The organism is Asanoa sp. WMMD1127, from assembly GCF_029626225.1.
Taxonomy (GTDB): Bacteria; Actinomycetota; Actinomycetes; order Mycobacteriales; family Micromonosporaceae; genus Asanoa.
The window spans coordinates 2469382-2489566 of record NZ_JARUBP010000001.1 but is presented as its reverse complement, the minus strand read 5'-3'; the positions used below and the strand labels follow the sequence as shown (position 1 = coordinate 2489566).

At 70.9% G+C, this 20185-nt stretch carries 24 protein-coding genes; 10 read left to right on the top strand and 14 right to left on the bottom strand.

What is annotated here, in order from left to right; genetic code table 11:
* Window positions 1-22: 22 nt before the first annotated feature.
* From O7635_RS11950 to O7635_RS11940, 3 genes are read right to left on the bottom strand one after another with little or no spacing between them, the layout of a single operon-like run.
* On the bottom strand, window positions 23-1108 hold the full coding sequence (locus tag O7635_RS11950; RefSeq protein WP_278080481.1) for a folate-binding protein: 1086 nt from the start codon (window positions 1106-1108) through the stop codon (window positions 23-25).
* Window positions 1105-1533 carry a Fur family transcriptional regulator gene (locus tag O7635_RS11945; protein ID WP_278080480.1) on the bottom strand — a complete coding sequence of 143 codons (429 nt, stop codon included), beginning with the start codon at window positions 1531-1533 and terminating at the stop codon, window positions 1105-1107. The genes O7635_RS11950 and O7635_RS11945 overlap by 4 nt, the downstream gene beginning before the upstream one ends.
* 22 nt (window positions 1534-1555) lie before the next feature.
* Window positions 1556-2200 (bottom strand): TetR/AcrR family transcriptional regulator, encoded by a 645-nt coding sequence (locus tag O7635_RS11940; RefSeq protein WP_278080479.1) that lies wholly within the window; start codon window positions 2198-2200, stop codon window positions 1556-1558.
* Window positions 2201-2336: 136 nt separating this feature from the next.
* Between O7635_RS11940 and O7635_RS11935 the strand changes: the two genes are divergently transcribed.
* Complete coding sequence (locus O7635_RS11935; protein WP_278080478.1) at window positions 2337-3767, top strand: DHA2 family efflux MFS transporter permease subunit; 1431 nt, start codon at window positions 2337-2339, stop codon at window positions 3765-3767.
* 261 nt (window positions 3768-4028) lie between these two features.
* Here O7635_RS11935 and O7635_RS11930 read toward each other — a convergent pair whose 3' ends face one another.
* Both O7635_RS11930 and O7635_RS11925 read right to left on the bottom strand, forming a co-directional pair.
* Window positions 4029-4649: an SAM-dependent methyltransferase gene (locus O7635_RS11930; RefSeq protein WP_278080477.1), complete on the bottom strand. Its 621-nt coding sequence runs from the start codon at window positions 4647-4649 to the stop codon at window positions 4029-4031.
* Window positions 4649-5011, bottom strand: coding sequence for a DsrE family protein (locus O7635_RS11925; protein WP_278080476.1), 363 nt, complete (start codon window positions 5009-5011; stop codon window positions 4649-4651). The genes O7635_RS11930 and O7635_RS11925 overlap by 1 nt, the downstream gene beginning before the upstream one ends.
* Before the next feature lie 23 nt (window positions 5012-5034).
* Here O7635_RS11925 and mtfM point away from each other — a divergent pair, with 23 nt between their 5' ends.
* Window positions 5035-5139 (top strand): small membrane protein MtfM, encoded by a 105-nt coding sequence (mtfM, locus tag O7635_RS11920; protein ID WP_275408206.1) that lies wholly within the window; start codon window positions 5035-5037, stop codon window positions 5137-5139.
* On the top strand, window positions 5136-5729 hold the full coding sequence (locus tag O7635_RS11915; RefSeq protein WP_278085452.1) for an FABP family protein: 594 nt from the start codon (window positions 5136-5138) through the stop codon (window positions 5727-5729). The genes mtfM and O7635_RS11915 overlap by 4 nt, the downstream gene beginning before the upstream one ends.
* A 49-nt stretch (window positions 5730-5778) precedes the next feature.
* Here the strand turns inward: O7635_RS11915 and O7635_RS11910 are convergent, their stop codons facing one another.
* A complete protein-coding gene (locus tag O7635_RS11910; protein WP_278080475.1) occupies window positions 5779-6333 on the bottom strand; it encodes a dihydrofolate reductase family protein in 555 nt (184 codons plus the stop codon).
* A gap of 101 nt (window positions 6334-6434) precedes the next feature.
* Here O7635_RS11910 and O7635_RS11905 point away from each other — a divergent pair, with 101 nt between their 5' ends.
* Entirely contained in the window at window positions 6435-7040 is a 606-nt protein-coding gene (locus O7635_RS11905; protein ID WP_278080474.1) for a response regulator transcription factor, read from the top strand.
* Here O7635_RS11905 and O7635_RS11900 read toward each other — a convergent pair.
* The 5 genes from O7635_RS11900 to pstS all read right to left on the bottom strand — a co-directional run bounded on the left by O7635_RS11900 (window position 6927) and on the right by pstS (window position 13103).
* Window positions 6927-8894, bottom strand: a complete 1968-nt coding sequence (locus tag O7635_RS11900; protein WP_278080473.1) for a histidine kinase — start codon at window positions 8892-8894, stop codon at window positions 6927-6929. The genes O7635_RS11905 and O7635_RS11900 overlap by 114 nt on opposite strands.
* Window positions 8895-8962: 68 nt before the next feature.
* A complete protein-coding gene (gene pstB, locus O7635_RS11895; protein WP_278080472.1) occupies window positions 8963-9739 on the bottom strand; it encodes a phosphate ABC transporter ATP-binding protein PstB in 777 nt (258 codons plus the stop codon).
* A gap of 16 nt (window positions 9740-9755) precedes the next feature.
* Window positions 9756-10832 (bottom strand): phosphate ABC transporter permease PstA, encoded by a 1077-nt coding sequence (pstA, locus tag O7635_RS11890; protein ID WP_278080471.1) that lies wholly within the window; start codon window positions 10830-10832, stop codon window positions 9756-9758.
* Window positions 10829-11947 (bottom strand): phosphate ABC transporter permease subunit PstC, encoded by a 1119-nt coding sequence (pstC, locus tag O7635_RS11885; protein WP_278080470.1) that lies wholly within the window; start codon window positions 11945-11947, stop codon window positions 10829-10831. The genes pstA and pstC overlap by 4 nt, the downstream gene beginning before the upstream one ends.
* Window positions 11948-11996: 49 nt before the next feature.
* A complete protein-coding gene (gene pstS / locus O7635_RS11880; protein WP_278080469.1) occupies window positions 11997-13103 on the bottom strand; it encodes a phosphate ABC transporter substrate-binding protein PstS in 1107 nt (368 codons plus the stop codon).
* Between the two features lie 258 nt (window positions 13104-13361).
* Between pstS and O7635_RS11875 the strand changes: the two genes are divergently transcribed.
* Window positions 13362-13862 (top strand): anthrone oxygenase family protein, encoded by a 501-nt coding sequence (locus O7635_RS11875; RefSeq protein WP_278080468.1) that lies wholly within the window; start codon window positions 13362-13364, stop codon window positions 13860-13862.
* Here O7635_RS11875 and mshD read toward each other — a convergent pair.
* From mshD to O7635_RS11860, 3 genes are all read right to left on the bottom strand, one after another.
* Complete coding sequence (gene mshD, locus O7635_RS11870) at window positions 13851-14789, bottom strand: mycothiol synthase (protein WP_278080467.1); 939 nt, start codon at window positions 14787-14789, stop codon at window positions 13851-13853. The genes O7635_RS11875 and mshD overlap by 12 nt on opposite strands.
* A gap of 9 nt (window positions 14790-14798) precedes the next feature.
* Complete coding sequence (locus tag O7635_RS11865; protein WP_278080466.1) at window positions 14799-15863, bottom strand: polysaccharide deacetylase family protein; 1065 nt, start codon at window positions 15861-15863, stop codon at window positions 14799-14801.
* 103 nt (window positions 15864-15966) lie between these two features.
* Window positions 15967-16674, bottom strand: coding sequence for a response regulator transcription factor (locus O7635_RS11860; protein ID WP_278080465.1), 708 nt, complete (start codon window positions 16672-16674; stop codon window positions 15967-15969).
* 241 nt (window positions 16675-16915) lie between these two features.
* Between O7635_RS11860 and O7635_RS11855 the strand changes: the two genes are divergently transcribed.
* The 5 genes from O7635_RS11855 to O7635_RS11840 all read left to right on the top strand — a co-directional run bounded on the left by O7635_RS11855 (window position 16916) and on the right by O7635_RS11840 (window position 20148).
* Window positions 16916-17818, top strand: coding sequence for a hypothetical protein (locus O7635_RS11855; protein ID WP_278080464.1), 903 nt, complete (start codon window positions 16916-16918; stop codon window positions 17816-17818).
* Window positions 17819-17858: 40 nt separating this feature from the next.
* Window positions 17859-18650, top strand: coding sequence for a DUF2993 domain-containing protein (locus tag O7635_RS11850; protein ID WP_278080463.1), 792 nt, complete (start codon window positions 17859-17861; stop codon window positions 18648-18650).
* Window positions 18651-18730: 80 nt separating this feature from the next.
* The gene (locus O7635_RS38125) at window positions 18731-18808 is read left to right on the top strand and encodes an Ms5788A family Cys-rich leader peptide (protein WP_311202345.1); all 78 of its coding nucleotides are present in this window, start codon (window positions 18731-18733) and stop codon (window positions 18806-18808) included.
* 165 nt (window positions 18809-18973) lie between these two features.
* Window positions 18974-19822, top strand: a complete 849-nt coding sequence (locus O7635_RS11845; RefSeq protein WP_278080462.1) for a sulfurtransferase — start codon at window positions 18974-18976, stop codon at window positions 19820-19822.
* Between the two features lie 5 nt (window positions 19823-19827).
* A complete protein-coding gene (locus O7635_RS11840; protein WP_278080461.1) occupies window positions 19828-20148 on the top strand; it encodes a DUF1416 domain-containing protein in 321 nt (106 codons plus the stop codon).
* Window positions 20149-20185: the final 37 nt, after the last annotated feature.

Here is a 20185-nt window from a genome sequence, read left to right as displayed (position 1 = left end):
GGGGCGATCCTAAGCGCGGGCCTTACGCGGGGTCGATCGCCGCCGTGGACTCGCCGATGCGCAGGGTCGCGTCGTCGGGGACGTTGCGCTTGAGCACGGCCAGCGCGACCGGGCCGAGCTCGTGGTGGCGGACGGCGGTGCCGACGAAGCCGACCGTGCGGCCGTCGACCGTCACCTCCGTGCCACGGGCCGGCGGCTGGTCGGTCGTCACGCCGTCGAGGTGCAGCAGCACCAGCCGGCGCGGGGGCTTGCCGAGGTGGTGCACCCGGGCGACCGTCTCCTGGCCGCGGTAGCAGCCCTTGTCGAGGTGCACGGCCGGCCCGATGAGGTCGACCTCCGCCGGGATCGTGCGGTGGTCGGTCTCCCAGCCGAGCCGGGGCAGGCGGGCCGCGACCCGGATCGCCTCGTAGGCCCAGAGGCCGGCCGGGGCGATGCCAGCGTCCAGCAGGGTTTTGACGGCCCCGGCGAACCGGTCGCGCGGGACGAGGACGTCGACGCCGAGCGCGGTGCGGCGGGCCCAGCCGCCGTCCTGGAGCGGGCGGACGTCGTACACCGTGGTCGGGCGGTCCGGGGCGTCGCCCTTGGTGAACTTGGCGCCGGGGACCGCGAGGGCGTCCGGGGCGCGCAGGTCGGCCAGGCTGCCGTCGAGCTTGGCGGCGGCGGTGACGGCGTTGGGGCCCACCAGGGACAACATGGCGTAGTCGGCGGTGGCGTCGCGCGGGTCGACCTTGGTGAAGAACCGCATCATCTCGAGGTATTTGAGGAGACCCGCGGTCGCGCCCGGCTCGGTGTCGAGCCACGTGGTCTCGCCGTCCTCGGCGACCATCGCGTGCTGCTCGACGTGCCCGTGCGGCGAGAGCACGAGCAGCTCGCTGCCCTGGCCGGCGGCGAGCGCGGCGAGGTGCTGGGTGGTCAGCGTGTGCAGCCAGGAGGCGCGTTCCTCGCCCGGCACCGCGATCACGCCGCGGTTGGACCGGTCGACCAGGCCGACGTCGCCTTCCAGCAGGCGCTGCTCACGGGTCGGGTCGCCGTAGTGCGCGGCCACCCCGCCGTCCGGGCTCTCCTCGTCGATCGCCTCGACGGCGACCGCACCGGGTGCGTCGATCATCCCTGCCCCTGCTCCTCACATCGACCGCAGTCGCCGAACAACGCCACGTGCCCGACGTCGACCCGGAACCCGCGCTCATCGGCCAACTGGTCAACGAGCGGCTGGAGCACCGACGGGTCGATCTCGGTCACCTCGCCGCACGACCGGCACACCAGGTGGACGTGCTGATGACCACCGGCGGCGTGGTACGTCGGTGACCCGTGCGAGAGGTGCGTATGGGTAACCAGCCCGAGGTCTTCGAGCAGTTCCAACGTGCGGTAGATGGTGGTGATGTTCACACCGGCGGCCGTCTCGCGGACCGCGTTGTGCACCTGCTCGGGTGTCGCGTGGCCCAGCTCGTAGACGGCTTCCAGGACGAGCTGTCGCTGCGCGGTCAGCCGCAGCCCGCGCGCCCGGAGAACTTCAGCAAGCGAGGTATCCGACACCTTCGAATAATAGTGCGCCCGGCTAGGGCGTCTTGATCCAGCGGCCGGCGAACTCGCCCGGATACGGTGCGGGGCCGGGCAGCGGGCTCGCCTCCGGCAGGAGGAGGCCGGCGAGCAGCAGGGCCAGGTAGCGGTGGCGCAGCTGGCCACGGCGTTCGTCGTCGCCGAACCGGATCGCCGCGATCATCTCGAAGACCAGGCCGAGGTCGGCGACGGCCAGGTCGGGACGGACCACCTCGGCCTCGAGCAGGCGGTCGACGAGGTGCTGGTTGAGCTCGCCGGCGCGGACGGCGTTGCGGTTGTGCTCCTGCGTCGGGTGGAACGTGCCGGCGAGTCGCTGGGTCAGCGAGTGGGTGTCGGCGTCGACGATGCGGCGCATGAAGGTCGTGAAGGTCTCCGCCGGGTCGGCGCCGGCGTCGAGCTCGGCGTTGGCCTGCTCAGCGATGCCGACGTAGACCAGCAGGCCGTCGAGGCAGAGCTTGGAGAGCAGCTCCTCCTTGCTCGGGTAGCGCCGGTAGAGCGCGCTGATCCCGACACCCGCCTTCTGCGCCACGGCGGCGATGGGCGCGCCCGGATCGGCGACGAAGACGTCGCGGGCGGCGTCGAGGATCACCTCGTCGTTGCGGGCGGCCTGGGCGCGGCGGCCGCTCATCGGCACGGTCGTCATGACGCCCAAGGCTAGCACGGTTGCGGAACGAAAAGTTCTGTTCTGTTTTCCCGGCTCGCCTCTGGAACGGATCGTTCCGCTCTGCTACAGTCAGAAGCGGAACAGTTCATTCCGGTCCGCTTCTCCGGAGGTTGTCGTGAGCACTGCCGTTCTCGAGTCCCCCGCGGCGCCTGCCGCCGTCTCTGCGCCCGCCCGGGTCGGCCAGTCGCGCCGCTGGCTGGGCCTGTTCGCGATCCTTGCCGCAACGATCATGAACCTGCTGGACACCACGGTGGTCAACGTCGGCGCGCCGGCGATCCAGGCCTCGCTGGGCGGGAGCTACACGAGCCTGCAGTGGGTGGCGGCGTCCTACACGCTGGCGCTCGCGGTCGGCCTGCTCACCGGCGGACGGCTCGGCGACATGTTCGGCCGGCGGCGGGTGCTGCTGGTCGGCGTGGTCGGCTTCGTGGCCGCGTCGCTGTTGTGCGCGGTGGCCTGGTCGCCGGAGAGCCTGATCGTCGCCCGCGTGGTGCAGGGCCTGTTCGCCGCCATCATGATCCCGCAGGGCTTCGGGTTGATCCGCGACCTGTTCCCGCCGCAGGAGATCGGCAAGGCGTTCGGCGCGTTCGGCCCGATCATCGGTTTCGCCACGATCCTCGGCCCGGTGGTGGCCGGCGCCCTGATCGACGCTGACTTCTTCGGCACCGGCTGGCGGATGGTGTTCCTGATCAACCTGCCGCTCGGCCTGTTCGCTCTGCTGGCCGGCCGGGCCGCGCTGCCGGTCTCGTCCGGGGCGCAGGCTGGCAGCCGCCTCGACGTCACCGGCGCCCTGACCGCCGCCGTCGGCATGGTGCTGCTGGTGTTCCCGCTGGTCCGGGGCCGTGAGCTGGGCTGGCCGCTGTGGACGCTGCTGATGATCGCCGCCGCTGTGCCGGTCTTCGTCGCCTTTGCGGTCCGCCAGATCCGCCGGGCCGGCTCGGGCCGGAACCCGCTGGTGGAGCTCGCGGTCTTCACGCGCCGGTCGTACGCCTCGGGTGTGCTGTTCGTGATCGTCTTCTTCGGCGCGATCGCCGGCTTCTCGCTGGCGGTGGGCATGTTCCTGCAGCTGGTGCTCGGCTACAGCCCGATGAAGGCGAGCCTGACGATGGCCGCGTGGGCGGTGGGCGCGTTCCTGGGCTCGGGCTTCGGCAGCACGATGATGCACCGCCTCGGCCGCCGCATCCTCCACATCGGACTGGCGCTGATGCTGGCCGGCACGGCGGCCCTGTACGTGGTGTTCCAGCTCGACTCGGTCGGCGTCCGCTCGATGCTCGCGCCGCTCCTGCTCTACGGCATCGGCATGGGCATGATCTTCGTCCCGCTGTTCGACGTCATCATGGGCGAGGTCCGCGACCACGAGGTCGGTTCGGCAGCCGGGATCCTGGAGTCGCTGCAGCAGCTGGGTGCGGCGCTCGGGGTCGCGATCCTGGGGACGGTGTTCTTCGGCAACCTGTCGGTGGGGGTGGAGCGGGTGACGCTGATCGCGCTGGCCCTGACCGCGGTGACGTTCGGGCTCGGCTTCCTGCTGCCCCGCAAGGCCCGCGGCTGATCCGGCTCTCCTCGGCCCGCGTCCTGCCTCCTCCTTGGGGGCGGGACGCGGGCCACTTCGCGTCCCGGGCCCGGAGCCCGTGTTGCGCAGGGCTTTGCTCTGCAGCCATATGCGCAACACCCCGGCGGACCTGCGTTGCGTATTTGGCTGCAGAGCAAAGCCTGCGCAACACCCCGGCGGACCTGCGTTGCGTATTTGGCTGCAGAGCAAAGCCCTGCGCAACACCAGGCCAGCCCGGCGCGCGAGGGCGCCGAGAGCCGATCAGCGTTCGAACGTGAACAGCCGACGCCCGGCGACGAGCGGCCGCGGCGTCCCGACGAACCGGTGTGCCCCCACACCGAAGCCGGCGTCCTTGGGCGAGACGTAGAGCGACTCACACCCCACGTCCGCGAACCACTCGAGAATCTGCGGCACCAGATCCGGCGCCTCGCGGTGGCGCGTCCAGATGACGACGCCGCCGGGTGCGACGAACTCCGGCACCGCGGCGATCGTGGTCGCGATGTCCGTCGGCGAGATGTTGCCGAAGACGCCGCAGAAGAGGGCCAGGTCGGCCGGGACCGCCCCCGCGTAGGCGGACGTGAACGCAGCGTCGCCCTCGACCACCGAGACCTCGGCCGGCAAGGACGCCGCGGCGGCGCGCGCCCGAGCGGCCAACGTCGGGTCCAGCTCGACCAGCCGGGCCGAGACGTCTGCCGCGCGCGGATGGGAGGCGAGCACACCCAGCAGGTCGCGACCGTCGCCGGCGCACATGCTGACCGCCCGCAACGAGCCCGACGGGGCCGCGGAGAGGCACAGCCGGATCTGCTCCCGCACCGCCTCCAGGCGACGGGACAGCGACGACGAGGGGTCCGCGTACGCGGAGTGCCAGCTCACCCAGTCCATCAGTAGACCAACGCCTGCGCGCCGTCCGTCAACACCTCTTCGACGAAGGCCGCCGCCCCGGCGATGCGTACGCCGGGGAGCACGTCGTCGGAGCCGATCGAGCGGCGGGCCGCGCACTGGGTGCAGAGGGTGACCCGGCCCGCGGCCAGCACCGCGGCGAGCAGGTCCGCGAGCGGCGCCGAGTGGGGCAGGTCGAAGGTCTCCGCCCGGCCGGGGAGCGCGAACCAGGACGACTCACCGGTCAGCCACAATGAGACGTCGGCGCCGGCGGCAACGGCCGTGGCGGCGACGGTGAAGGCCTGGGCACACCGCTCCGGCGCGTCCGCCCCGGCGGTGACCTTGACGATCAACGTACGAGCCATCGGCTCAGCATAGGATCGTTCGCGTGGTGACCGAGATCGGGTTCGTGAGCCTGCTCGTGGCAGGTTTCGGCGCGCTGGCCGGTGGACTGGTCTATCTGGCAGCACGCGTAGCAAGGGGCAGATGGTGACCGACGAGAACCCGATCGCACCCCCGCCGTGGCTCAACGCCCCGCCGGTGGAGCCGTATCCCTTCGTGGAGACATACGACCTGCGCGAGGGACCGGATCTGCACCCGGCGCTGCAGCCGCTGCTGCCCTACATCGGGCTCTGGCGGGGTCGTGGTCGTGGTGGTTTCCCGACGATCGAGGACTTCGACTACGGGCAGGAAATCAAGATCACGCACGACGGCCGGCCGTTCCTCTACTACGAGTCGCGGGCCTGGGTGATCAACGAGGAGAACCTGCCCGTGAAGCCGGCCGGTCGCGAGGTCGGCTGGTGGCGACCGGTGATCGTCGACGGCAAGGGCACCGGCGAGCTGGAGGTCCTGATCACGACGCCGACCGGCATCATGGAGATGCACATCGGCAAGATCGACGGTACGCGGGTCGAGATGGCGACCGACCTCGTCCTGCGCACGCCGACCGCCAAAGAGGTGACCGCCGGCCACCGGCTCTACGGCATCGTCGAGGGCGCGTTGCTCTACGCGCAGGACATGGCCGCGGTCGGCCAGGAGATGTCGCCGCACCTCTCCGCCCGGCTGGTCCGCGTCGGCGGCTGAACCCGGCCCGCGGGTGGCGGCACGGGAACGGATCCCGCGCCGCCGGACGCTATGCCGCGGCCGTGACGGGGCGGTACGACAACACCACGACGCCCGACCCGAACGTCGTCGTGTCGGCGTGGGCCAGCGGGGTGACGCTCTCGGGCCGGAACAGCGGCTCGCCGCTGCCCTTGAGGACGGGGCAGATCCAGATCCGGTGCTCGTCGAGGAGCCCGTGCGCCGCCAGGTCGTCGGTGAGCCGGCCGTGTCCCCAGACCAGGATGTCCTTGCCGGGCCGGTTCTTCAGCTCGGTGACGCTCTCGACGAGCCGGTCGCCGGGTATGACGAACGAGTTGTTCCAGTCCGCGGGCGCGTCCATCGTCGACGAGACGGCGTACTTCTCGATGCTGTTGACGTGATCGCCGTACGGGTTGCCGCCCATCGTCGGCCAGGCCTGCGCCATGCCCTCGTAGGTGACCCGGCCCAGCAAGAGCGCATCGGCGCCGAGCGCGAGATCGAGGGCGTACTGCAGGGCGTCCGGACTGTTGTACTCCATCGACCACAGGTGCGGGTTGTCGATGTACCCGTCGAGCGTCGCGTACGTCGAGGCGATGATCCGCCGCATCACTGTCTCCTTCCGGTGCTGTTCGGCTGTGCCGATAGAGTTCCAATCCAGCGGCACCGGCCGGTAGTACGGCGCTCAGCGACCCGGTATGAGGAACCCACATGATCCGCGTGATGATCGCCGAAGACGTGCCGCTGCTGCGTGAGTCCCTGGCGGCGGTGCTGGAGCTCGAGGAAGACCTGACCGTGGTGGCCGCCGTCGAGCGCGGCGACGAGATCGTCGAGGCCGCCGCCCGCGAGCGTCCGGACGTCGCGCTGCTGGACATCGACCTGCCGGGCCTGGACGGCATCTCCGCCGCCGTGAAGCTGCGGGAAGCGCTGCCCGAGTGTCGGGCGCTGGTGCTCACGGGCCTCGCCCGGCCCGATCATCTGCGCCGCGCGCTCGCCGCCGGAGCGGCGGGGTTCGTGCTCAAGCACGCCGTGCCGCAGACCCTCGTCGACGCGATCCGCAAGGTGGTCGCGGGTGAACGCGTCGTCGATCCTCAGCTCGCCCTGGCCGCGCTGGAGACGCCGGCGAACCCGCTCCCGGCCCGGGAGATCGACGTGCTGCGACTGGCCGCGACCGGCGCCGGACCCGACGAGATCGCCGCGACGCTATTCCTGAGCGTGGGAACCGTGCGCAACTACCTCTCGTCGGCGATCACCCGGCTCGACGCCCGCAACCGGGTCGACGCGATCCGGATCGCCACCGATCGGGGTTGGCTGTAAGGGCACCGTCGCCTCCAGCCGGAACCCGTCGCCGACCCGGGCCGCGGACAGCGTCCCGCCCAGCGCGGCGACCCGACGGGTGAGGCTGTCGAGACCCATCCCCCGCGGCACTCCGGCGGCCGGTGCGACGCCGTCGTTGGTCAGCCGGAGCCGGACCTCGGTCGGACCGCGCGAGACGGTCAGCTCGCACCGTCGCGCGTCGCTGTGTCGCAACAGGTTGGTGACGCCCTCACGGAGCACGGTCGAGAGCACCGTGCCGATTTCGTCGTCGAGCGGTCCGGGCGCCACCGACCCCTGGACCTCGATGCCGGCGTCGGTCAGCACCGCGCGCACCGTGCGGGCCTCGGCCTCGACCGTCATGGCGCGGTAGCCCACGGCCAGTGTCTCCAGCTCGGCCAGAGCCTCCCGGGCGACCTCGACGCCGGCCGCCAGCTCGGCGCGAGCCCGCCCGGCGTCGCGGTCGAACAGCCGCGCCGCGAGCTCGCTCTTGAGCACGAGGACCGACAGGCTGTAGCCGAACAGGTCATGGAGGTCCCGGGCGAAGCGCAGCCGCTCGTGCACCAGTGCCGCCTCCGCGAGCGCCCCCCGCGCGGCCACCAGCTGGGCCGTCAGGCTGGCCATGCTGGCCAGGGCCAGGACGAGCACGGCGCGCTCGCCCGTCCACACCGCCTCGTAGACCTGGCCCAGGACGGTCGGGTCGCCGAGGTTGGCGTCCCAGAGATAGAGAACGGCGTCGAGGCCGATCAGCGGCACGCTCACCAGCCACCGCAGCGCGCCGCGCAGCAGGACCAGGGACAGGCCGGGCAGGAAGTACGCCACGTGCCACACGGGGAGGTCGAGGACGGCGAGCGGGCCGACCGCCAGCGCCCCGGCGACGAGGAGGAGCCACCAGCGCTGCTGCCGCTTGCCGCCCCGCGGTGGCAGGCACGCCGCCAGGTAACACCCGACGAACCCGAGCAGCGCCGCCGCCAGCAGGGCCCATTCGCCGCCGGACAGGCCGGTCCGCACGGCCCACCGCAGCTCGGTCGGCACGATCATCAGGACGATCGCCAGAGCGCCGAGCGCTGCCACGCCCGCCGTGTCGAGGTCGGCCGCCAGGCGCGGTGGAGTGGCGCGCGGGGCATCCCGGCCGTGCCCGTGCGCGACGGAACGGGCCTCGTTGAGCGCGGACCGGGCCGTGGCGAGCGCGCCGTCCAGCTCAGGCCGGGCCCGGTCCGGCGTTGGCTGGGCCAGAATCGCTTCGGCGTCGGCGATCAGCCGGCGGATGCTGGCGCCGACCCGCTCGTTGAGCTCGCGACCGAACTCCAGCCGCTGCCGGGCGACCTCCGCCGCGGCCAAAGCCAGTTGGCCGTCGCGCAGATCGGCGACCAGGTCGGCCAGACGGGCGACGGCGTAGAGCGCGATGCCGACGAAGGCCGCGTGGCCCACCGCGAGGTGGACCGCCTCGCCGACCGTGGGTCGGACCGTCAGAGCGACGGCGAACTGCGCGACCACGACGAGGCCGAAGCCGGCCCAGGCGAGCACCGGCGGGCGCACCAGCAACAGCATCGCGGCGGCGAGGAAGCCCGAGTTGCCGTACCAGGTGTCGGCGAACCAGACCATGCCGGCGCCGGTCAGCAACGCCTGGACGGCGAGCGTCCAACTCCAGCCCGCGGGCGCGCTGCCGGCGCGCGGGCGCACGCAGTTGCGTAGGTGCAGAGCCACCAGGGCGGTCAACAGGGCCACCGCCGCCGACCGGGCGGCGATCGAATGTCCGCTCTCGACGATGCCGACGAGCCCACCGAAGCCGAACCCCAGGGCCAGCGCCGCCGCGGCGACCCGGGCCAACCACAGCTCGCCGTGCCGCTCGGCCACCCGCGTCACCCCCGTCCACGCCAGATCCCGGCCCGCCGACCGCGTGCCGGGATCCTATGCGCAGCCGGTCAGCCGAAGCGGCCCGTGATGTAGTCCTCGGTCTTCTTCTGGCTCGGGTTGCTGAAGATCTTCTGCGTCGAGTCGTGCTCGATCAGGCGGCCGGGGTCGCCCGTGCGCTCGATGGAGAAGAACGCCGTGCGGTCCGAGACGCGCGCGGCCTGCTGCATGTTGTGGGTCACGATGATGATCGTGTAGCGGTCCTTCAGCTTGAACATCAGGTCCTCGATCGCCAGCGTGGAGATCGGGTCCAGCGCCGAGCACGGCTCGTCCATCAGCACGACCTGCGGCTCGACCGCGATCGTACGGGCGATGCAGAGCCGCTGCTGCTGGCCACCCGACAGGCCGGCGCCGGGCTTGCCGAGCCGGTCCTTGACCTCGTCCCACAGGTTGGCCGACCGCAGCGCCTTCTCGGCCGCCTCCTCGAGCACCGACTTGCGGCGCACGCCGTTGAGCTTCAGACCCGCGACGACGTTGTCGAAGATGGACATCGTCGGGAACGGGTTGGGCCGCTGGAAGACCATGCCGATCATCCGGCGTACGGCCGTGACGTCGACGTCCTTGTCGTAGATGTTCTCGTCGTCAACCGTCAGCTTGCCCTCGACCCGGGCGCCGGGCAGGACCTCGTGCATCCGGTTGATCGAACGCAGGAACGTCGACTTGCCGCAGCCCGAGGGACCGATCAGCGCGGTCACGGTCTTGGGCTCGACGCTCAGGTTGATGTTGTCGATCGCCTTGAACGAACCGTAGTAGGCGGTGACCCCGGTCGCTTCGACACGCTTGGCCATTTTCAGTCCTTCAGATCTAGCGAGGGATGCGGTTGCGGCGGGCGAGCAGCTTGGCCGCGATGGTCAGAATCAGGACGAGCGCCACCAGCGTGAGCGCTCCGGTCCAGGCCCGGGCGGGCGCGAAGCGGGAGGCGTCGCCGGCCTGCTGGAAGACGAACAGCGAGAGCGAACCCTGCTGGCCGGTGAACGGGTTGAAGTTGATCGCGGCGCTGCCGCCGGCGACCAGCAGCACCGGCGCCGTCTCGCCGGCCGCGCGGGCGATCGAGAGCATGATGCCGGTGACGATGCCGGGCAGGGCCGTGGGGATGACGATCTTCAAAATCGTCTTCCACTTGGGTACGCCGAGCGCGTAGGAACCCTCGCGCAGTGGCGCGGGCACGAGGCGCAGCATCTCCTCGGTCGACCGCACGATCGTCGGCAACATCAGCACGCTCAACGCCAACGCCGCTGCGAAGCCCGAGAAGGCCGGTGCGCCGTCGTTGAACCACGGCGACACGATCAGCACCCAGAACGCCAGCACGAACAGGCCGGCGACGATCGACGGGATGCCCGTCATGACGTCGACGAAGAACCTGATCAGGAAGGTGAACCGGCCGCGGCCATATTCCACGATGTAGATCGCGCCGAGCACGCCCAGCGGGATCGTGATCAGCGCCGCGATGCCGACCTGCTCCAGCGTGCCGATGATCGCGTGGTAGGCGCCGCCGTTGGCGTCGCGGGCGCCGATGTTGTTCATCGACGCGTTGAAGAAGTCGCCGTCGAAACGCTCCATGCCCTTGGAGATCAGCGTCCAGGTCACGGATGCGAGCGGCAGCACCGCGAGCACGAACGCCGAGTGGATCAGCGCGCTCCAGGTGCGGTTGCGCGCGGACCGGCGGCCCTCGACGGCGTTGACGGCGACGTAGACGCCGACCATGTAGAGGATGAGGCCGATGACCAGGGTGAGCACCCAGCCACCGATGCCGGTGCCGTAGCAGAGCGCGGCCGCCAGGCCCAGCGCGACGACGGCGATGCCGAGGAACGCGACGGTCGGCAGCCGCTTGGTCTGCAGCGTCGGGTTCTGGCCCGGGGCAGGCAACGTACTCGTACTCATGCGGCGGACTCCGTGAACTCGCGACGCCGGTAGATGATCGCGCGGGCGATCATGTTGACGATGAGCGTGATCGTGAACAGCACCAGGCCGGACGCGATGAGCGCGCCGCGACCGATCTCGCCCGCCTCACCGAAGCCGTTGGCGATGTTGGCGGCGATCGAGTTGCCGCCGTTCGTGATGACGTTCAGCGAGATCACGTTGATGAAGCCGAGCGTCATCGCCAGCGCGATGGTCTCGCCGAGCGCGCGACCGAGGCCGAGCATCACGGAGGCGATCACGCCGGGGCGGCCGTAGGGCAGCACCGCGGTGCGGATCATCTCCCACTTGGTGGCGCCGAGCGCCAGGGCCGCCTCCTCGTTGGCGGTCGGCGTCTGCATGAACACCTCACGCGACAGCGACGTGACGATCGGCAGCACCATGATGGCCAGCACCAGGCCGCCGAGCAGCAACGAGCGGCCGAACGGGGCCTCACCGGAGAAGAACGGCAGCCACGAGAAGTATTTGTTGAGCCAGACCGAGAAGTCCCGGACCGGGTCGATGAAGACCATCAGGCCCCACAGGCCGTAGACCACACTGGGCACGGCGGCCAGCAGGTCGATCAGGAAGCCGAGCACCGTGGCGATCCGCTTGTGCGCGTAGTGCGACAGGTAGAGCGCGATGCCGAGCGCGATCGGGACGGCCACGAGCAGCGCGATCACCGCGGTGACCACCGTGCCCCACACCAGCGCCGCGATGCCGAACTGCGGCGGTGACTGGTTGGGGAACCACTCCTTGGTCGTGAGGAAGTTGGCCTCGTTGGCCTGGAGCGCGGGCACCGCCTTGGCGATCAGGAAGATCGTGATCGCGACGATGATGACCAGGACCATCGTGCCCGCGGCGAGGGTGAGGCCGCGGAAGGCGTTTTCGGCCCCGAAGCCCTTGCGGCGCGGAAGTGACCCGCCGCCGCCGAGCGCGCCACCGTTGTGGCGGAAGTCCGGCGGCACCGGAGCGTCGCCGCCCGACCGCCCGTCGAGAACGCCGGTCGACGCCGTTGCACCGGCGGGCCGGGCGTGACTGTTGGTCACGCCCGGCCCCCCGGTGCTGACGTCGGCCGAGCGGGTGTGCCTGTCGGCCATCTGCTCGCTCGTTTCGTCTTCGGTTCGGTTGAGGTTCCTAGCTGCTGGCTCAGGCGAGGTTCTTGATCGCGGCCTGGACCTTGGTCTGCACCTCGGTCGGCAGCGGCGCGTAGCCGAGCTCGGTCAGCGAGCCCTGGCCCTCGGCGCTGGCGGCGTAGTTCAGGAAGCCCTTGACCAGCGCGAGCTTGTCGGCCGGGGTGCCCTTGCTGCAGACGATCTCGTAGGTGACCAGGACGATCGGGTAGGCGCCCGCCTCCTTGGTCGCGTAGTCGATCTTCATCTTCAGGTCGTCGCCGGAGCCGGTGACCTCGGCGCCCGCGATCGTCTTGCCGGCCGCCTCGGCGGTCAGCTCGGTGAACTCACCCGCGCCGTTAGCGATCTTGGCCTTCGACAGGCCGCCGTTCTCGGCGTACGACCACTCCATGTAGCCGATGGAGCCCTCGGCACCCTTGACCGACGTGGCAACGCCGTCCGAGCCCTTGGAGCCGGTGCCGCCCGGGGCCTTCCACGCCTTGGCGTTGCCGAAGGTCCAGTTCGCCTCGGCGACGGTGCTCAGGTACTTGGTGAAGTTGTCGGTCGTGCCCGACTCGTCCGACCGGTGCACCGTCTGGATGTTGGTCGACGGCAGCGTCGCGCTGGGGTTGTCCGCCTTGATCGCGGCGTCGTCCCACTTCTTGATGGAGCCGTTGAAGATCTTCGCCAGGGTGTCGGGCTTGAGCTGCAGGCCGTCGACGCCAGGCAGGTTGTAGGCGACGGCGATCGGGCCGATCACCATGGGGAGGTGGATCGCCGGGCCGGTGCCGCACCGGGCGTCGGCCTTCGGCTGCTCGTCTTCCTTGAGCGCCGAGTCCGAACCCGCGAAGTCCGCCGTCTTGGCGATGAACGACTGGATGCCGGCACCGGAGCCGTTGGGCTCGTAGTTGATGGTCGTGCCGGTGCACAGCTGCTGGTAGGCCTTGCGCCACTCGTCAACGGCGTTCTTCTGCGCGGACGAGCCGAAGGCGTTGACCGTGCCCGAGGCGCAGTCGGCCGCCGCGGACGCGCCGCCGCTCGCGCCGGTGCCGGGCGACTCGTTGTTGTCCGAGCCGCACGCGCTCAGCGCGAGTGCCGCCGTCAAAGCGAGGCAGGCGATGGTGCCGTGCCGCTGGAGCTTCACCTGAGGGATATCCCTTCAAACGGGGTTTCGAGATTGGCCCGGGAGCGTGCTGCCCCCGGGGCTACCAGCGAAGCTAAGAGGGGTAGGTAGCCGACTTCCCGGGCCTTAGTGAACTGGCGGTGAACAGCTTCAGCCGCCGAGGTGGCGACATGCTGAGCCATGGATGTCGATTCCGTTAACCGGCCGCAGACGATCGCGTATGCGAACGAGCGGGTCAGCGATGGTCAGCCACCGGCGGCAGGTCAGAGACTTACCGACATGACTGACGTGCTGACCGTCCGTGGCGGCTTTCTCGCTCTGGCGGCCCTGGCCACCGGCCTGGCCGCCGGCCTCTTCTACACCTTCGACGTCGCGGTGATGCGCGGCCTCGCGAGCACCGACGACCGTACCTTCGTCACCGCCATGCGGGAGATCAACATCAAGATCCTCAATGGCCTGTTCGGCTTCGCGTTCGGCGGCGCCATGGTCTTCACCGTCGTGGCGCTGGCGCTCAACACCGGCGACCGCACCGTCTGGTGGATCGTCGCCGCCGCCGTGCTCTACGCGATCCAGCTCGGCATCACGTTCGGGATCAACGTGCCGCTCAACAACGCCCTGCTGGCCGCCGGCGACCCGGCCAGGATGACGGACCCGCATCCCGTACGCGTCGCGTTCGAAGCGAAGTGGAACCGGTGGAACCACGTGCGCACCTGGCTGGTCCTCGCCGCGTTCGTGGCGCTGCTCGGCGGCCTCGCCGAGTACGGCCGGTCACTGGGATGAGCGGCGATAGCTCACGTCCGTCGACCAGACGGCGAAACCGAGCCCCGTGTAGAGCCGGACGGCGGGCTTGTTGGACTCGTCGACGTAGAGCATCGCCTGGTCCAGCCCGGCCGCCCGTAGGTAGCGCAACCCGGCGACGGTCAACGCGCCGCCCAGCCCGCGACCGTGCGCGGCCGGGTCCACCCCGACCACGTAGACCTCGCCGATCGGGTCGTGCTGGTGGCCGCCCTTACCGTGCACCTTGGTCCAGTGGAAGCCCAGCATCGCGCCGTCCTGCGCGTCGACCGCGAGGAGGAAGCCGGCCGGGTCGAACCACGGCTCCGCCATCCGGATCCGCAGGTCGTCGATGGTCCACCGGCCCTGGTCGGGGTGGTCGGCGAAGGCCCGCGCGTTGACGCGTACCCACTCCTGCTCGTCGCGGCCCGGCTCGAACGCGCGCAGCGTCACGCCGGCCGGCAGGTCGCGGGCGGGCAGCGGCGCGAACAGCGACCGGCGCATCTGGAACAGCACCCGGGCGCGGTCGAAGCCGAGCTCCTGCGCGAGCGCGCCGGCCGACGGGTGGTCGCCGTGGGCCCAGAGCCGCAGCGACCGCGAGCCGGCCGCCTCGGTGGCGGCGATGGCCGCGTTGACCAGCGCCCGCCCGAGCCCGTGCCGGCGCCGCAGCGGATGCACCACCAGCTCGGCGGCGGCGCCCTCGACCTCGTCGGTGGTGTCGACGTGGGCGTACCCGGCGAGCGTGCCGTCCGGGTCCCGGACCAGCAGGTGCACGGCCGCCTGCTCGCCGCCGTGCCGGATGTGCAGCACCACGTGCTCGGAGAACGGGTAGGCCCCGTCGGTGTCGCCGGCAAGCGAGGCGAGGTCGAGCACGGCCGCGACGTCGGCGGCAGCCAGCTGGTCGAGCCGCTCGACGCGGGGCGGGTTGGTCACCCGCTCACGTTACTTCTGGCCGCGGTGGATCGGGAGATCGCGCCCGTGCAGCATCGGCTCGTCGATGCCGGGCGGCAGCGCGGCGAGCGCGAACCGCTTCTCCAGGTCGGGCAAGATCTTCTTGAGCGCCTGGACGGTGCCCTCGCGCTCACCCCCGGCGTCGTGCATCAGCACGATCGAGCCGATCCCGGTGTCCGTCATGACCGTCTTCTCGATGCTCTTGGCCCCCGGCTTCATCCAGTCCACCGGGTCCACCGTCCAGTGCAGCGACGACATCCCGAGCTCCTTGGCGACGTCGACCGCCGCCTGGGTCCAGGCCCCGCCCGGGTGCCGGAAGTACGAGATCTTCGCGTCCGGCACCGCCGCGTGGATCGCGTCGCTCGTCTTCTGCATGTCGGCCCGGATCACGGCCTTGGACCTCGTGCCCAGCTCCGTGTCGTGGTTCCAGGTGTGGTTGCACAGCGTGTGCCCGTGCGCGACGATCTCCCGCACCAGATCCGGGAACTGCGCGGCCATCTCGCCGACGAGGCAGAACGTGGCCTTGACGCCGTACTCGTCGAGCAGCGCGAGCACCTCGGGCGTGTACTTCGGGTCCGGGCCGTCGTCGAAGGTCAGCGCGACCTGCATGGTCCCCGTGGTCATCCGGCTGCCGAACGGCCCGGCCTTGTCCGGCATCAGCGGCGGCCGGCCCGGTCCGACGACGATCTGCTGGTTGAAGACCGCGGGCAGCGGCGGCGCGGCCGGCACGCCCTGCTTGGCCGGCGCGGCGCCACCCTGTGGCTGGGCCGTCGGCGTCGGCGCCGTGTCCGGCTTCGGCTCCTGCGTACGCGGCTCGTGCGCCTTGGCCACCGCCCGGCTGGACGGGGAGGCGGGCAGGCCGGGGCGCTCGTCGTCGGCCGCCGCGCCGCGGTGCCGGTCGCCGCGCACGGCGTCGCTGTCGTACGTGCCCGCGGCTGATCGGCCCTGCTCGTGTTCCTGGCGCGTGGCGTTGCCGAGCGCGAACGAGCTGCCGATGATCGCCGAGGCGATGACCGTGACGATCGCGAGGGTCCGGGTGGTCGGTCCGATCTTCACACTGGCCAGCGTATGGATTTTTCGTGTTTTACGTGGCCAAACTTGGACAAACGACGGGGACCGCCCCGGAGTTACGGAGTGGTCCCCAACAGCCCGAAAGAGGTCAGACGGACAGCAGCTCGTTGTCGGGCAGCGAGCGGGTCGGCGGCACGACGAACTTGTAGCCGACCTGCCGCACGGTGCCGATCATCGACTCGTATTCGGAGCCGAGCTTGGCCCGCAGCCGCCGCACGTGCACGTCGACCGTGCGCGTGCCGCCGAAGTAGTCGTAGCCCCAGACCTCGCGCAGCAGCTGGTCGCGGGTGAACACCCGGCCGGGGTGCTGGGCCAGGAACTTGAGCAGCTCGAACTCCTTGTAGGTCAGGTCGAGCGGCCGGCCCTTGAGCTTGGCGGCGTAGGTGTCGGGGTCGATGGTGAGCTCGCCCGCCCGGATCAGCCCGTTGGCGGCGTTGGTGGCGTTGGTCAGGCGGCCGACGGCCAGCCGCAGCCGAGCCTCGACCTCGGCCGGGCCGGCACTGGCCAGGATCACGTCGTCGACGCCCCAGTCGGCGTTGAGCGCGATCAGCCCGGCCTCGGTGACCACCGCGATCAGCGGCACACCGAGCCCGGTCGCGTGCAGCATCCGGCAGGTCGCCCGGGCCTCGGACAGTTCGGAGCGGGCGTCGACCAGCACGGCGTCGGGGCTGGGACCGCTGACCAGCGTGCGCACGTCGCGCGGGGCGGTGCGCACCGAGTGCGGCAGCAGGTCGAGCGCCGACAGCACGCTCGACGGCTCGCCGGCCCGGGCCGTCACCAGCAGCAGAATCTCCACGCGTCAGTCACCTCCGTCTGATGCGGCGCAGCGGCCGCGGCGGGGAACCCGGCTTCGCTGACGGGGTGGTGCCAGCCTCGCTCAGTCGTGTTACGCCTGCGTAAACGCCCTCCGCGAGTCGAAACGAGCTTAACCGATGAGAAGGCCGTAACCGGGCGGTGGCCGTGCGTTCATCGCCGCGATCGGTCCGAACGGGCCGGTGACCTGCCCCTGGTTCGGGCGGGTCTGGCACGATCGGACCGTGTTCCCCTCGACCTCACCGGAGACCGCGGCCGACCCCGCCGGCGCCCCCGACGACGATCTCGAAGAGATAGAAGTCACGCCGATCCGGCCGGCCCTGTCGGCGGCGATCGCGGCGTTCGCGGGCCTGGTCGGCATCGGGCTGATCCTCGGCGCCCAGTCGAGCAGCCCGGGCGCCCGGGTGCCGTTCGCCCTCGTGCTGGCCGGCCTCCAGGTGCTCTACGTGCTCGCCTGGCTGATGGCCACCCGCCCACCGCAGGCGCTGCTCGTCGGCGGCGTCTGCCTGGTGGTGGCCGGGTGGAGCGACCTGCAGGCGGTGCGGGCCGCCGAGCCGGGGTTGGGGATGCTCGGCCTGATCGCGGTGACCGGCGTCGCGGCGGTGGTGCTCGGCCAGTCCATCCGGGCCGGCGACCGGCGGCGGATCACGGAGTCGTTGCTGGCCACCCTGCTGCTCGTGGTCGGCGTGGTGGCGATCGCGTCGCTGAGCATGTTGAGCCGCGAGCCGCTCGGCACCCAGGTGATCCTCGTCTGCGTCGCGTCCAGCGCGGTCGCGCTGATGGTCGCCCGGCTCGTGGACGCGGTCTACCCGAAGCCGCGGCTGGCGCCCCAGATCCCCCGCGGTGCCAGCGGAGTGATCTTCGGCGCGATGGCCGGCACGCTGCTCAGCGCCGTCCTCGGGTCCTACCTCTACTCGTTCAGCCCCACCAGCGCGGCGGTCGCCGGGCTGGTCGCCGCCGTGCTCGCGGTGCTGGCCGACCTGGCCGCCGACTACGCCGAGGCCGGCCGGCAGATGGCCGGCGACCCGCCGACGCTCTGGGTGGCCCGGCACATGCAGGGTCCGCTCGGCGGCTTCGCGCTGGCCGCGCCCGCGGCGTACGTCATGACGGTGCTGTTCCTGACTTGACCCGAGTGGGTAAGGAGGAAAGCGACGACGAGGAGGAACGGTGACGACCACCTACTACGCGGACGAGGAAACCCGTCCCCGCAAGCGGCGCGGCCGCCGTGCGCTGATCACCCTGCTGGTGCTGCTCATCGTGCTCGCCGGCGTCCTCGTCGCGGCCGACCGGGTGGCCGCCAACTTCGCCGAGAAGAAGATCGCCGAGCAGGTCAGCCAGGAGGTCGCCGCGCAGAACGTGCAGTCGGCGCCGCCCGAGGTGTCCGTCGGCGGGTTCCCGTTCCTGACCCAGGTGCTCCGGGGCAACTACGAAGAGATCACGATCGTCATGCGGGACGTCAAGGGCGACGTCAACGGCGACGCGGTCAACCTGCCGCAGCTCAACGTGGTGGCGCACGACGTGGCCGCCTCGATCGACACCCTGCGCAGCGGGCAGGGCGACGTGACCGCCAAGACCGTCGACGGCACCGGGACGATCACCTATGACAGCGTGACCGCGCTGATCAACCGCGAGGGGCTCAAGCTCAGCGAGCGCGAGGGCAAGCTCGTCGCCACCGCCCCGATCGTGGTGCCCGGGATCAACCAGCAGTTCACCGTCACGGGCTCCGCGGACCTCTCGGTCCAGGGCCGGCGGATCCAGATCAAGTTCGCCGACGCGACCGCCGAGGGGCTGCCCGCCGTGCCGCTGGCCCAGCAGGTCGTCAGCAACTTCATCCGGCAGATCTCGATCAACGTCGACGTGCCGGCGCTGCCCTTCAACATGGAGCTCAAGCAGGTCGATGCCAAGCCCGACGGGCTGGCCGTGACCGCCACCGCCAAGGACGTGCCGCTCAACTCGTGATCCGGCTCACCGTCCCGGGCGCTCCCGGATGGTGGTCAGCCCGGTGACCTCGGACAGGACGGCTGGTAGCCTTCATCCCCATGGGGACGCTCCTCACCAAACGGCGCGCGGTCGACCTGTGCCGCGTGGCCACCTGCCTGTGTCGCCCCGTCATCTGACGGCGGCGCGCTGAGGTCTGCTCCTTCACTTCTCCGTCCGGCAGTGCCGCCGTCGCTCGTACCCGTGATCCCTAATCCCTGGGTCGCGCGCGTGGAGCGACGACATCCACATCCCCCGCGCGCGTTGACTCACCACCATCTCCGCAGACCAACAGGAGTGAACTGATGAGTCGCGACACCGCACTCGTTTCGGCCGACTGGGCCGAGAAGAACCTCGGCGCACCCGGCGTGGTCTTCGTCGAGGTCGACGAAGACACCACGGCGTACGAGGGTGGCCACCTGCCCGGCGCGATCAAGCTGGACTGGAAGACCGACCTCCAGGACCCGGTCCGCCGTGACTTCGTCAACAAGGAGCAGTTCGAGGCGCTGCTCTCGGCGCGGGGCATCGGCAACGACGACACGGTCGTGCTCTACGGCGGCAACAACAACTGGTTCGCCGCCTACGCGTACTGGTACTTCAAGCTCTACGGCCACGGCGACGTGAAGCTGCTCGACGGCGGCCGCAAGAAGTGGGAGCTCGACGCCCGCCCGCTGGTCAAGGACGTGCCGGGCCGCGAGCAGACCACCTACACCGCGCAGGACCCCGACACCACCATCCGCGCGTTCCGCGACGAGGTGGTCAAGGCGATCGGCAGCCAGAACCTGGTCGACGTGCGCTCCCCCGACGAGTACGCCGGCCGGCTGCTCGCCCCGGCGCACCTCCCGCAGGAGCAGGCGCAGCGCGCGGGCCACATCCCGACCGCGCTGTCCGTGCCGTGGTCCAAGGCCGCCAACGAGGACGGCACGTTCAAGTCCGACGACGAGCTGCGCGCCATCTACGCGGCCGCCGGGCTCGACGAGAGCAAGGACACCATCGCCTACTGCCGGATCGGCGAGCGCTCCTCGCACACCTGGTTCGTGCTCAAGGAGCTGCTGGGCCACTCGAGCGTCAAGAACTACGACGGCTCCTGGACCGAGTACGGCTCGCTGGTCGGCGTGCCGGTCGCGCTCGGCGACGAGCCGGGGAAGGCGTGACCGCCATGACCACCCCTGTCGATTCGAGTTGCGCCGCGCCGGACCAGTCCCTCCCCCTGCCGGCGAGCGTCGACCTGGAGAAGGAAACCGTGATAACCGGTGTCGTGACGGCGCCCGACGGCTCCGTCGTGGGCGGCGCCTACGTGCGGCTGCTGGACGCCACGGGCGAGTTCGCCGCCGAGGTCGTCACCTCGCCGGCCGGCCAGTTCCGGTTCTTCGCCGCTCCGGGCACCTGGACCCTGCGGGCGCTGTCCCGGCACGGAAACGGCGACACCACGGTGACCGCCAACCGCGGCGTGACCGAGACCGGCGTACGCGTCGGCTGATTTTCCACCAGAGCGCCCCGGCCGTCGGCCGGGGCGC

Coding starts and splice junctions, on each gene's coding strand:
- O7635_RS11950 (WP_278080481.1), bottom strand. CDS start 1,108: ATGATCGACGCACCCGGTGCGGTCGCCGTCGAGGCGATCGACGAGGAG.
- O7635_RS11940 (WP_278080479.1), bottom strand. CDS start 2,200: ATGACGACCGTGCCGATGAGCGGCCGCCGCGCCCAGGCCGCCCGCAAC.
- O7635_RS11930 (WP_278080477.1), bottom strand. CDS start 4,649: ATGGACTGGGTGAGCTGGCACTCCGCGTACGCGGACCCCTCGTCGTCG.
- O7635_RS11925 (WP_278080476.1), bottom strand. CDS start 5,011: ATGGCTCGTACGTTGATCGTCAAGGTCACCGCCGGGGCGGACGCGCCG.
- O7635_RS11910 (WP_278080475.1), bottom strand. CDS start 6,333: ATGCGGCGGATCATCGCCTCGACGTACGCGACGCTCGACGGGTACATC.
- O7635_RS11905 (WP_278080474.1), top strand. CDS start 6,435: ATGATCCGCGTGATGATCGCCGAAGACGTGCCGCTGCTGCGTGAGTCC.
- pstB (WP_278080472.1), bottom strand. CDS start 9,739: ATGGCCAAGCGTGTCGAAGCGACCGGGGTCACCGCCTACTACGGTTCG.
- pstA (WP_278080471.1), bottom strand. CDS start 10,832: ATGAGTACGAGTACGTTGCCTGCCCCGGGCCAGAACCCGACGCTGCAG.
- pstC (WP_278080470.1), bottom strand. CDS start 11,947: ATGGCCGACAGGCACACCCGCTCGGCCGACGTCAGCACCGGGGGGCCG.
- O7635_RS11875 (WP_278080468.1), top strand. CDS start 13,362: ATGACTGACGTGCTGACCGTCCGTGGCGGCTTTCTCGCTCTGGCGGCC.
- O7635_RS38125 (WP_311202345.1), top strand. CDS start 18,731: ATGGGGACGCTCCTCACCAAACGGCGCGCGGTCGACCTGTGCCGCGTG.
- O7635_RS11845 (WP_278080462.1), top strand. CDS start 18,974: ATGAGTCGCGACACCGCACTCGTTTCGGCCGACTGGGCCGAGAAGAAC.
- O7635_RS11840 (WP_278080461.1), top strand. CDS start 19,828: ATGACCACCCCTGTCGATTCGAGTTGCGCCGCGCCGGACCAGTCCCTC.